This is a genomic window from Cohnella rhizoplanae (assembly GCF_948329515.1).
GTDB lineage: Bacteria > Bacillota > Bacilli > Paenibacillales > Paenibacillaceae > Cohnella > Cohnella rhizoplanae.
This window is the reverse complement of record NZ_CAOJCN010000008.1, coordinates 199,370-211,358: the sequence shown is the minus strand read 5'-3', so window position 1 is coordinate 211,358 and position 11,989 is coordinate 199,370. Positions and strand designations below refer to the sequence as shown.

The window sequence follows — 11,989 nt, the reverse complement described above, 5'->3', positions numbered from 1 at the left end:
GAAGCCGCAAATGAAGACGAAGCCGTACGACTTAATGGAGATAGCCAGGCTGGGCGTCTTGTTCCTTCCGGGGGACTTCCTCGAGGACATCATGCCGCCGGAGCGCAAAGAATACCCGCTGCTGGTCGCGGACTCGGACAGCGAATTCGCGCTCACCGACGAGATCGACTTCGTCGAAGATCACTACAACGCCCTGAAGCGGGTACTGCTGCTGACGGAGCGGATCGATTCAACCCGCAGCCCCTACGCGGCACTCTGGATCCGGCGGCCGGAGAATCCCGCGCTCTGCGAAGTGATGGTCGCGGGAAGCGCGCTGCCATCGGAGGGCGTGCTCATCCAGAAGCTGTGGCCGGAGCTTGCGCGGGCCTTCGGGGGAATGCCTACGCGCCGGAACCGCGATCGCGGACAGACGGTATATTATCCGGTCCGCAACTCGGACGAGGAGATCGTCGGGGTGCTCGAGCTGACCGAAAATATCGAGCCGATGTTCATTTGATCGCCACTATTGCTATTTTCAACCTTTAAGCATCGTGCATGAACGAGTCTTGCCTTGTGCCGGATTTCGTTTATGCACGATGCTTTTTATTGTTTCTGGCAGGTAACCTATCGTTAAGGGACGAATAAATGTACCAGAATCCTGCTCCAAAAGACCGGATTCGGCGTCGAAGACAAGGATCGCCTGTATTGTTTAATATTCGCCCATAGCGGCACCGGGGATACCCTAAGCAAAATGAATAATAAAGCCTCATTCCTTTATCGACACGCGACATAACAGTGAAAACCCGAGGAGGCGGCGCGATGGTCCGGATCTTGATAGTCGACGACGAAAGGGAAATTCGCAACGGGCTTGTCACGCAGATCCCCTGGTCCGAGTGGGGCGTCGACGAGGTGCTGGACGCCGACGACGGCGACACGGCGCTGGAGGTGGCGCTGAGGCGCCGGCCGGATCTGATCGTCACGGATATCCGCATGCCCCGCATGTCCGGCCTGAGACTGATCGAGGCGCTCGTGCGCGAACGGTACGACGGCAGCTTGATCGTCGTGAGCGGGTTCGACGACTTTCATTATGCCAAGGAAGCTTTCAAGCTGGGCGTATCGGATTACCTGCTCAAGCCGCTGGACAAGGAAGACCTGTTCAAGGCCGTCACGGTGGCGCTTCAGCGCCAGCGCGAAAAGCATGCGAGCGAGCTCAGCCGCAGCCTCATCCGGCAAGGGTACGAGTCGGCCGTCCCGAAGATCAGGGAAGAGCTGCTGCGGCAGCTGATCGGGAGGCCGTACAGGGAAGACCCGGCGGCGCGTACCGAGCACAAGCTGGGGCAGCTCGGTCTCGACTGGCTGCTCGCTTCTCAGCTGCGGCTCGCGGTAATCGGGATCGACAGCTTGAAGGCGCTTACGATTCGGCCGTCCGCGGTCGACAAGGACGCGCTGCTCGCGGAAGTCGGCGGTATCCTCTCGCAGACGATCAAGACGCGCCATCCGGGCAGCCATGTGCTGTTCAGGTCCGAGGAGGACGACTGGATCGCGATCCTCGAGCAAGCGGCATCGGATATGGCCGAGCCGTACGCGGACCTGCTCGAGGATGCCCGCGAACGGATCGGGAGCGAGCTGGAGATCCGGGTCGACATCGGCGAGGCGGTCGGCAGGGGAGGACTGGGGCAGCTGTCCGATCTGTACCGCAGAGCGATGGCGTCGCTCGTCGGCCGGAGGCTTCAGGGGAGCGAGGCCGCGGAGGAAGCGCCGGATGCCGGCGGGGGATACGAACGACCCGAGTACCAGCTGGCCAACCCCAGGGAGCTCGTGGAGATATTGAAATATGGCACGGAGAAGGATATCCGGGAGGCGATGGCCGGATTCCCGAAGCTGGCCAAGTCCTGGGAGGCAAAGCATCCCAAGGACCTGCAGCAGCGCACGTTCGAATGGCTGCTCGACATCTTCCGGACCGCGCAAAAAACGGCGGGGTGGAAGGAAACGTCGTGGGAAAAGCATCCGATCGCCCTCTGGGAGCATCTCGAACGCTTCGATACGCTGGAGTCTCTCCGGCAGCAGGCGACGGAGCAGCTGCTGAAGGCGGGTGAGAGCATCAAGGCGCAGTCCGGGTCGCGAAGCCAGATCGTGCACGAGGCCCAGCGCATCATTCATCAGCGGTTTCAGGAAAACCTGACGCTGCAGATGGTCGCGGAGCATGTGCACGTGACCCCGGTATGGCTCAGCAAGCTGTTCAAAAAAGAGACCGACATGAACTTTCTGGAGTATCTGACCGACGTACGCCTGCAAAAAGCGGCGGATCAGCTGGGCGACCTCAGATACAAGGTCTATCAGATCAGCTACATGGTCGGTTACCAGGATCCCGTTCACTTCTCCAAGCTGTTCAAGCGAACCTATGGCTGCACGCCGCAGGAGTACCGCAACAGCCGGAGCATCCGGCATGAATAGGCCCGCCCGGCCCCCGATGGGGCGATTCTCGATCCGCCGCCAAGTGATTCTTCTGTTTTTTCTGATCGTCGTGCTGCCTTTTATGTTCATCGGCTATTTTGCCTATTCCAAGTCCATCAAGGCCATCCAGGACGTGAGCTCGATCGTGTCCATGGAGATGATGGACAAGAACGCGAAGGTGCTCGACAACTACCTCGACCTGGTCGATACCGCGCAGAACGAGATCATGTATTCGCGAGAGATGCAGGATCTGCTGAGCATACGGCCGGCCTCCGAACTGGAGGAGCTCGAGATCGCGTCCAGCCTCGTGCAGTACACCGGCATGCTGAACAGCAACACGCATGCGTATACGATCCGGATTTTCCCGATCGAGCCTTCCCGCTACCCGACGTTCACGCATTCCATCTACCAGGACGCCGACGTGGAGAGCCAGGCCTGGTTCCGTCTGGCCAAGGAGATGAAATCGCCTTACTGGCAGCTGTTCCTGCCGAAGGACAACCCGACCCTCTACAAGGAGCCGATCCTGTCGAAAATCAAGCAATTGTACGGACTGAACCAATCCGAGCCGCTGGGCTTCGTCGCCGCCGACATCAAGGCAAGCACGCTCAGCGAGTATCTGGCGCCGGTCAAGATGGTGGACCGGCAGCAGGTGATGCTGCTGAACGGGAACAACACGATCGTCTACCATCAGGAAGCCGATAGGATCGGCACCCGCTTCGATTCGCCGGAGCTGGACGCCTTCCTGAGGCAGTCGGCGGATGCGGCGCGTCCGCTCTCGATCGGCGGCATCCATTACATGGCGACGTACGCCTCGCTGACCCACAACGATTGGAAGGTGCTCAGCCTCATTCCGGTCTCTACGCTGACAAGGCCCGTATCGGGCATCGAGCAGATCAGCCTGTTTTTCCTGCTGTTCTATCTGTTGATTTCCGTGTTCACGATCGCCTTTTTCACGTTCCGGTTCACCAATCCGATCCAGAAGCTGGTGCAGGCTATGCGCAAGGTGGAGCGCGGGGAGCCCGTGAACAACTGGCCGCAGCTGAGACGTTCGGACGAGATCGGCTGGCTGTATATCGGCTTCGACAACATGGTCCGGAAGATCGATCAGTTGGTCAAAAGCGCGGAGAAAGAGGCGAAGGACAAAAAAGAACTGGAATTTCAGGTGCTGACGCATCAGATCAATCCGCATTTTCTGTACAACACGCTCGAAGCGATACGCTGGAAAGCCGAGAGCCGGCAGGCTTCGGATATCAGCGAGATGGTGCGGTCTCTCGGCAACCTGCTGCGCCTGAGCCTGAACGACGGCCGGGAGCTGACGACGGTGGAGCGGGAGATCGAGCACGTCAAAGCGTACGTCGCCATCCAGTCCGCGCGCCAGGATACGTCGATCCGGGTCGTCTATATGATCGACGAGGACATCCTCCCGCTTCCCTGCATGCGCCTGATGCTCCAGCCGCTCGTCGAGAACGCGATCAAGCATGGCACCCGGCACGCCGGCGACGGGGAGGCCGTCAAGATCCTGATCCGGGGGACCCGCGAGCCTTACCGGCTGCAGTTCGAGATCGTGGACAACGGCCCCGGCATTCCGGAGGCGGTTCGCGCGGGACTGTTGACCGCGGAGACGCATGTTCCCCATCAACGTAAAGGGGTAGGCCTGCGCAACGTTCACGAAAGGCTGGCCCTCTATTTCGGCGATCGGTACGGCCTGCGGATCGCGAACGGGGAAGATGGCGGGACGGTCATCGGAATCTCGCATCCGATCCTGAGCGCGGAGCCGGCGCAGCGGGATGCAATCTAACGCCACAGCACAGGCCGTTCGTCCGGTATAAGTCCCTTAACCGGCGGGCGGTCCTTTTTTCTGCCCGAACAGTTTAAAACTCTCCTAGTAAAGAACAACTTTAAGAGATACTGCGCCGGCGCAGGGAGAAGCTATAATGAATCTCAAGTAAGACGGAGGTGAACGGAATGGAAACAAACGCAGCCTCAAATGCAGAATCCGTCCAGACTGTCCACCATGCAGCATCGGCCCGCAAGTCTCCGCTATGGACGAGGATCAAGAAACAGCAAGTGCTGCTATGGATGTCCGTTCCCATCATGCTGCACCTGGTTCTGTTCCAGTTCGTACCGCTCTGGGGATGGCTGATGGCTTTCAAGGATTATCACATCGGACAGAGCTTGTGGAAGGCCGACTGGGTCGGATTCAAGCACTTCAGAACGCTGCTCGGGCACGACGAATTTTTGCAAGCGCTTCGAAACAACTTCGCCATGAACTCCATGCAGTTGATCCTGGGTACGCTTAGCTCTATCGCGCTGGCAGTCGTGCTGAGCGAGTTGAGGAGCAAGAGCTTCGTCCGCATCGTTCAAACGATGACTTATTTGCCCCACTTCGTCTCGATGGTCGTCGTCGCCAACATCTTCGTCATGCTCCTGTCGCCCGACGGCGGACTGATCAACGATCTGCTGCTGAAGCTCGGCTGGATCGACGAGAGTGTCTTCTTCTTCGGCAAGCCGACGTGGTTCTGGGTGATTCACACACTTATCCTCACGTGGAAGGGCTTCGGCTGGGGCGCGATTATCTACCTCGCCTCGATTGCAGGCATCAATCCCAGTCTATACGACGCAGCGATGGTGGATGGCGCGAACAGGTGGCAGAAGGTGAAGTACATTATCGTGCCCTCCATCATGCCTACCGTCATCCTGCTCACGATCCTGTCGATCGGCGGCCTCATGACCGGCGGCTTCGAATCGCAGTTCCTGCTCGGCAACGTCATCAACGCGGATTACTCCCAGGTCATCTCGATCCTCTCGCTCAGGTTGGGCCTCAATGCAGGCGACTTCTCCTTCGGTACCGCAGTGGGCATCTTCAATTCCGTCGTCAGCATTACCCTGGTCCTAATCGTAAACGCGATTGCCAAACGCTATCAAGCCAACCTCTTCTAACGATTGGAGCGAATCGCCATGCCTCTTCATCGCAGTGCAGGAGAGCGAACGTTCGACGCCGCGTTGTATGCGCTGTTGGCCGTGGCCGCCTTTACCACCGTTTATCCGTTTATCTACCTGTTGATTATTTCGCTGAACGAGACTTCAGATGCCTTGAAGGGCGGATTGTACTTTTGGCCGCGCAAGTTTACGTTAGAGAATTATGCCTACGTTTTCCAGAAGGACACCCTCTTGCGGGCGTCGATGAACTCCGTGCTCCGCACCGTGATCCAGACCGTCCTTTCCGTTTTCGCCTGCGGCATGCTCGCTTACGTTCTCAGCCGCAAACACTTCATGCTGCGCCGCTTTTTCATTCTGATGCTCATCGTCACGATGTACGTGAGCGGGGGATTGATCCCGACCTACCTGCTGATCAAGAACCTTCATCTAATGAATACGTTCGCGGTTTACATCGTGCCGGGACTGGTCAGCGCCTTTTACATCTTCGTCATGCGGACCTTTTTCGAACAACTGCCAGACGGTCTCGTCGAATCCGCTTATATCGACGGGGCCAACGACTTCAGGATCTATACGCAGATCATCTTGCCGGTCAGCCTGCCCGTCCTCGCCACGATCGCGCTGTACGTCGCGGTAGGGGAATGGAATTCGTGGTTCGACAACTACTTGTACAATAGCCGCAACGAGAAGCTCGCGGTGCTCCAGTACGAGCTGCAGAAGATGATTCAGGTCGTCGAAACCGCTCAACCCGAAGACGGAGGGGGAGACGGACCCCGCGTCATCTCGCCTCTCACCATCAAGTCTACGCTGACCATTCTCGTTACCGTCCCGATTCTGCTCGTCTATCCGTTTCTGCAGAAATACTTCGTCAAAGGCCTGACGCTGGGCTCTATGAAGGATTGATTTCACGGCGTTGCCGGCCATAAGCCGGCGGACGCATGAAATAAATAGAACGATAAGAAATCGGAGGTCGCCAGCTTATGTGGAAAAAGAAGAAGCACGGTTTGGTGTCCGTACTGCTGATGTTCGGTATTCTCGCGACTGCATGCTCGAACGGCAATAACAACGGGGCGGCTTCGTCTTCGGCCGCGCCGACCGGGTCGGCATCGCCGAGCGCGACGGCTTCCGCGTCCGCAGCGCCGAGCGCGTCATCGGGAGGAGAAGCGGCCCGGGAGCCGTTCACCTTCACGATGAACACGGACAACCCGAACATCAACTGGAACAACGAAGTGGCTCAGGAGATCACCAAACGCACCGGCGCAACGATCAAGTGGGACATCATCACCGGGGACTTCCGCGAGAAGATGAACGTATGGCTGGCTGCGGGCGATTTCCCCGAGGTCATCAACATCCATGACAACACGCTCCAATCGTACATCGGCGCGAAAGCCGTTCTCGATCTCACGGATCTGATCAAGGAGCATGCGCCGAACATTATGAAGGCCTACAACAATGACTTGTCCATTTTGCAACAGCCGGACGGCAAGATTTACGGTTTACTGCAGCCGCCGACCCAGAAGGTGAACAATCTGAGCCAAACCGGCTGGATCGCCATTCAATCGGCCGTACTGAAGGACGCGGGCTATCCGGAGATCAAGACGCTCGACGACGTCAAGCGGATCACCGCCGACTACATGAAGAAGAATCCGGAGATCGGCGGCGGCAAGACGATCGGCTTCTCCAACTACGGCGCGGCCAACATGCTCTATAATATCTTCGATACGTCGGCGCGCTCTTATGCAGGCCTTCCGACGACGGCACAGTATTTTATCGACGATCAGAAAAATGCCCGGTTGCGTTTCTTCGAGCCAGGCTACACGGACTTCTTCAAATTCCTGAACCAGCTGAATAAAGAAGGGATGTTCGATCCCGAGTCGCTCATCCAGACGCAGGAGCAGTTCACGACCAAGTGCAGCCAGGGCCGCGTGCTCGTCATCTTCGGCGGCGGCGGCAACTGCAACGGCACCCTTGAGCAGAACGGCATGGCGGACCGGACGTACATCAACTTCGACATCGTCGCGCCGGGCAAGACGAAGTATGTCGTGACACCGTCCAAAAACCCGAGCGTCGGCGGCGACATGTGGCTGTCGATCACCAAGAATGCCAAGAACCCTGAGCGCATCATTCAATTCTACGACGATATGTTCAAGCTCGAGAACCAGATTCTCGTCGGGTGGGGCATCGAGGGCAAATACTACACGGTCGAAAACGGCGTTCGAACGGTCTCGGATTGGTTTATCGAACAATACAAAACGCATCCGAGTACGTTCTGGGAGGACCTGGGCATCGGTTACGCCCGTCCGCTGTCCACCAACTATGCTTCCGGCTTCACCCTGTCCGACGGCGACTTCGCGATGTACAGCTCCTCGGAGAGCTGGATCGCCAAGAATATGAACGCGGTCGCGGTCGAGACCCTCGGCAAATACGGGGCCAAGACGAACGCGGACCTGGTGTTGAAGGGCGAGGAGAGGGACTATAAGTTCTCGACCGTCAAGTGGACGGACGAGATTAAAACCTTCAACACGGAAGCGATCGCCGAATGGGGCAAGACGCTGCCGAAGTTCATCCTCGAAAAGGATGAATCCAAGCTCGACGGCATCTGGGCGGGCCTCGAGAAGACGCTCAAGGATAAGGGTCTCGACAAGCAGAACCAGGCCGTTACGGCCATTTACCAAGAGGGCTTGAAGTAAGTTCGGAGGATCATACGAAAAGAAGGCCGTTCCTGCAGCAGCGATGCTGCGGAACGGCCTTCTTCTTCTTGTTCTTCTTTTGATTTATTCATTCTGCTTCGCCGTCGGGCAGCCAGTGGTCGTGCGTCTGCAGCGCGCAGCCCTCGAACGCGTTGTCGGCGAGCGTGATCCCCGACGTATGCGGCTCCAGGCAGATGCCGATCGTCCGCTCCGGCGGGGCTTTGGCGTAGGAGATCCGGTTCGATAAGAGGTCGACGTCGTGCGTATAGCCCCGAATGCGAATGCCGACGTAACCCATGGCTTCCGAGCCGTTATCCTCCAGCGTGTTCCCTTCCACGCGATTGTAGCTGGGCGACATCGGTTCATTTTCGTTGCGGAAGAAGATGCCATAGTACTGGTTGTCCGAAAGGCGGTTGAACTTGATCTCGTTGCGGACGTCCTTGTGGCCGATGGACAAGCCGTTCATGCCGTTGCCGACCGCCGTGCACCGCTCCACGACGCTGTCCTGCACGCGCCAGCAGAGGAAGATCCCGTCCATCGCGTTGCCGTCGAATCGGCTGTCCACGATCTGCGTGCGGGACGTGCCGCTACCGGGATGGATGCCTTTGCCGCCGTTGCCGGCGGACTCGCAATCCGCGACGCGAATATCCGAGCAGTGCTGATAGCTGATGCCGTCTCCCTTGTATGCCAGCACCGCGCAGCGTTCGATCCGCGCGCCGGCGACTCCGTATAGGTAGATGCCCGCGCTGCGGCAGCCTTCGGCCAGCGTGACGCTGTCCTTGTTGCCCTCGACGGTCAGGCCGTACATCTCGATCCGCGCGCAATCGTATGCGGCGACGACCGGAGACTGCGTCGTCACGATGCCTCCGTGCGCGAGCAGCACGGTGCCATGCAGCTCGCGGTCGAGATGCAGCACCTGCCCTTCCTTGCCGACGACGACGGCGACCGTGTCTCCGAAGCCCATGCTCGACGCGGCTTTGCGGATCGTGACGGTCTGGCCTACGGCGAAGGCCCCGGGGCTGTCGACCGCGACCTGGCGCTCGTGAAGATCGGCGTCGGACGCGAGCGCGGATATTCGCTCCTCGCCTTGACGCAGGACCGTCCGTCCCGGGATGCCTTCGAGGCGCACGCCCGAACGCAGGTGCAGCGTGCCGTCCAGCGCATAGACGCCTTCCCCGAGTTTTACCGTGCCGCCTCCCAGATTGCCCGCGTAATCGATTGCCGATTGAATGGTTCTGGTCGTCTCTTCCGCCGAGGCTGTCGGTAAGGGTCCGATGTCGATTACGATTTTCTCCATCTCTTCACAGCTCCTTGTAGGGGAATCCCATGATCCAGTCCAGTCTACCCCAGCGGCGACGGCGCGGCGATGAGGCGATCGCGTTTTTTACTGAGTGGATATTAGCCGCTCCGCGCGACGGATTCGGGGGCGGGTCTCCGATTCTAGATAAGAGTCCCGCAGTATAAATTAAGATCGGCCCGTTTGCCGGAAACCCGATTCGATCTACCATGAGGCTATAAGGCGATCCGGACGGGGGTGGGCAGGCATGGAGAAGGCATGGAGGACGGGGACGGCCTTTATCGGCGCGGATATCGGCGGGACGAACACGGTGATCGGTCTCTTCGACGAGCAAGGCTCGCCGATCGGCGAGCGGCGTATCGCGACGATGCGCTCGGATCCGCGGCGTCCGACGTCCGAGCCGGCGGCGTTCATGGACCGATTGGCGCTGGAGATCGGGGCGCTGGCGCTGGAGCATGGATACCGAGATATCGCCGCCGCAGGGTTCGGCGTGCCCGGCTGGGTGGACACGGCGGCGGGAATGGCGCTGGACGCCTCCAACATGGGCTGGAGAAACGTACGGTTCGCGGAGGAAATGAGCCGCCGTCTGGGGGCTCCGGTCTACATCGACAACGACGTGAGGCTCTACACCCTCGGTGAAGCCGCGGCCGGGGCGGGCGCGGGCTGCGCCAACCTGGTTTGCATTACGGTAGGGACAGGGCTGTCGGCTGGTATTATGATGGATGGAGCCCTGCTGCGGGGGAGCCGTCTGCTGGCGGGCGAGATCGGGCACGACCGCGTGGACGGCCTGGATAGTCCGTGCAATTGCGGCAAGCGGGGATGCCTCGAGACGATCGCGTCGGCGCCGGGCATCGCGCGGCTCGCCACGGAGGCCGTGCAGAGCGGCAAGCGCACCTCGTTGGCGGACCTGGACCGCCCGATTACCGCGCTGGACGTCTATCTGGCCTGCGATGCGGGCGATGCGGTGGCGGCCGACATTTTCAGCTTCGCGGGCCGTACGCTCGGGCGCAAGCTGGCCGCGCTCGCGCTCGCCGTCGATCCGCAAGTGATTATCGTCGGGGGCGGCGTGGCAGCCGCAGGCGATTATCTGCTGCAGCCGGTCCGCGACGAGCTGGCGGCGCACATCCCCGAAGCGGAGTGGCGGCCGTCCGTGGTCCCCGGCAAGCTGCAGGACAAGGCGGGTCTCGTCGGCGCCGTGCGTTTCGCGATCGGCAAATGGAGACAGGAGAGAGGCAACGAACATGCACAATCATCTTAACCGACGCTTGCTGCTGACCAACGGGAGAATCTATGCCGGCGGAGGGCGGATTGAAGAAGGGCGCCTGCTGATCGGCGTCGACGGACGCATCGAAGCCGTCGGCGGCACGGAGGTAACGGCAGCGGATGCGCAGACCCTGGACCTGGGCGGGGCCATCGTAATTCCCGGATTGGTCGACCAGCACGTCCACGGCGGCGGCGGCTGCCAGACGATGGACGCCACGCATGAATGCTTGAACGGTATGAGCCTCTTCCATGCGGCGCACGGCACGACCTCTTTTCTGGCGACGACGGAGTCCGCCGCCGAGGAGAGAATCGTCGCCGCGCTGCGGAATGCCGTCCAAGCCGCGGAAAGGGGTCTCGAGGGCGCGGAGATGCTCGGCGTTCATCTCGAAGGCCCGTTTTTGAACCCGGTCCGCTGCGGGGCGCAGGACAAGGCGAATATTCGTCCCGCGGATCCGGCCGAGTTGGAGCGCTATCTTGAGGCGGCCGGCGGTCTCATCCGGATCGTCACGGTCGCGCCGGAGATCGGAGGCGGCATGGCGGCGGCGGAGCGACTGTCCCGGGCGGGCATCACGGTGTCCGTCGGCCATTCGGACGCTACGCTTGCGCAGATGCGCGAGGCGATCCGCCTGGGCGCGACGCAAACGACCCATCACTTTAACGGCATGAGCCCGTTCCATCACCGGGAGCCCGGCGCGGCGGGCGCCGGACTGATCTGCCCGGAGCTGACGACGGAGCTGATCGCCGACGGCATCCACGTCCATCCGGACGCGGTCAAGCTGCTGTTCGACGTCAAGGGACCGCGCGGCGTATGCGTCATTACCGACGCCGTCTATTGCGCCGGATTGCCGGACGGAGAATACGGGGAGACGACGATGAAAGACGGGCAAGTGTGGCTGAAGGACGGTTCGAGCCTCGCGGGAAGCAGTCTGACGATGCTGCAGGCTTTAAAAAACGTCCTCGCGTTCACCGGCCGTTCGCTAGAGGAGGTGCTGCCTTCGCTGACGGAGGTTCCTGCCCGGCAGATCGGCGTATCGGAGCGCAAGGGCAGGCTGGAAGCGGGGATGGACGCCGATTTTCTTGTCCTGGACGAGGCGCTCGAGCTGAAGTCTACCTATGTGCGAGGCCGATTGGCGTATGCGAAGGCGGCTGGGGCCGAAAAGCCGAAGGGATGAGCCCGTAGACTCGACAAGCCGAAGGGATAAGCGCGTAGACCCGGCAAGCTCGCAGATCCATAGAACCCAACGATTCGCGTCACTTTGTTCAAGCAGCGATGCTTGGCGGAGGGGCGTTTTTTTTGCCTGAAATAATGCTGGCGGGCGCCCGCGGGGTGGGTTGCCGTCGCGCGGGGTACACTTACAAAAAAGGAGGC

General features: G+C 60.1%; 9 protein-coding genes. 8 read left to right on the top strand and 1 reads right to left on the bottom strand.

Annotated features, from left to right (window positions below; translation table 11 throughout):
- Positions 1-10: 10 nt before the first annotated feature.
- The 6 genes from PQG80_RS14525 (at position 11) to PQG80_RS14500 (ending at position 8,060) form a co-directional block, all read left to right on the top strand.
- Positions 11-496 carry a hypothetical protein gene (locus PQG80_RS14525; RefSeq protein WP_271752090.1) on the top strand — a complete coding sequence of 162 codons (486 nt, stop codon included), beginning with the start codon at positions 11-13 and terminating at the stop codon, positions 494-496.
- A 302-nt stretch (positions 497-798) separates the two neighbouring features.
- Positions 799-2,433, top strand: coding sequence for a response regulator transcription factor (locus PQG80_RS14520; protein WP_271752089.1), 1,635 nt, complete (start codon positions 799-801; stop codon positions 2,431-2,433).
- Positions 2,426-4,231: a cache domain-containing sensor histidine kinase gene (locus PQG80_RS14515; RefSeq protein ID WP_271752088.1), complete on the top strand. Its 1,806-nt coding sequence runs from the start codon at positions 2,426-2,428 to the stop codon at positions 4,229-4,231. The genes PQG80_RS14520 and PQG80_RS14515 overlap by 8 nt, the downstream gene beginning before the upstream one ends.
- A 167-nt stretch (positions 4,232-4,398) precedes the next feature.
- Positions 4,399-5,373: an ABC transporter permease gene (locus PQG80_RS14510; protein WP_271752087.1), complete on the top strand. Its 975-nt coding sequence runs from the start codon at positions 4,399-4,401 to the stop codon at positions 5,371-5,373.
- Positions 5,374-5,391: 18 nt separating this feature from the next.
- The gene (locus tag PQG80_RS14505) at positions 5,392-6,273 is read left to right on the top strand and encodes a carbohydrate ABC transporter permease (RefSeq protein ID WP_271752085.1); all 882 of its coding nucleotides are present in this window, start codon (positions 5,392-5,394) and stop codon (positions 6,271-6,273) included.
- Between the two features lie 77 nt (positions 6,274-6,350).
- Positions 6,351-8,060, top strand: coding sequence for a type 2 periplasmic-binding domain-containing protein (locus tag PQG80_RS14500; protein WP_271752084.1), 1,710 nt, complete (start codon positions 6,351-6,353; stop codon positions 8,058-8,060).
- An 88-nt stretch (positions 8,061-8,148) separates the two neighbouring features.
- Here PQG80_RS14500 and PQG80_RS14495 read toward each other — a convergent pair whose 3' ends face one another.
- Entirely contained in the window at positions 8,149-9,357 is a 1,209-nt protein-coding gene (locus PQG80_RS14495; protein WP_271752083.1) for a right-handed parallel beta-helix repeat-containing protein, read from the bottom strand.
- Positions 9,358-9,604: 247 nt separating this feature from the next.
- Between PQG80_RS14495 and PQG80_RS14490 the strand changes: the two genes are divergently transcribed.
- Both PQG80_RS14490 and nagA read left to right on the top strand, forming a co-directional pair.
- On the top strand, positions 9,605-10,615 hold the full coding sequence (locus PQG80_RS14490; protein ID WP_271752082.1) for an ROK family protein: 1,011 nt from the start codon (positions 9,605-9,607) through the stop codon (positions 10,613-10,615).
- On the top strand, positions 10,599-11,792 hold the full coding sequence (gene nagA / locus PQG80_RS14485; RefSeq protein ID WP_271752081.1) for an N-acetylglucosamine-6-phosphate deacetylase: 1,194 nt from the start codon (positions 10,599-10,601) through the stop codon (positions 11,790-11,792). The genes PQG80_RS14490 and nagA overlap by 17 nt, the downstream gene beginning before the upstream one ends.
- The last annotated feature ends 197 nt before the right edge of the window (positions 11,793-11,989 follow it).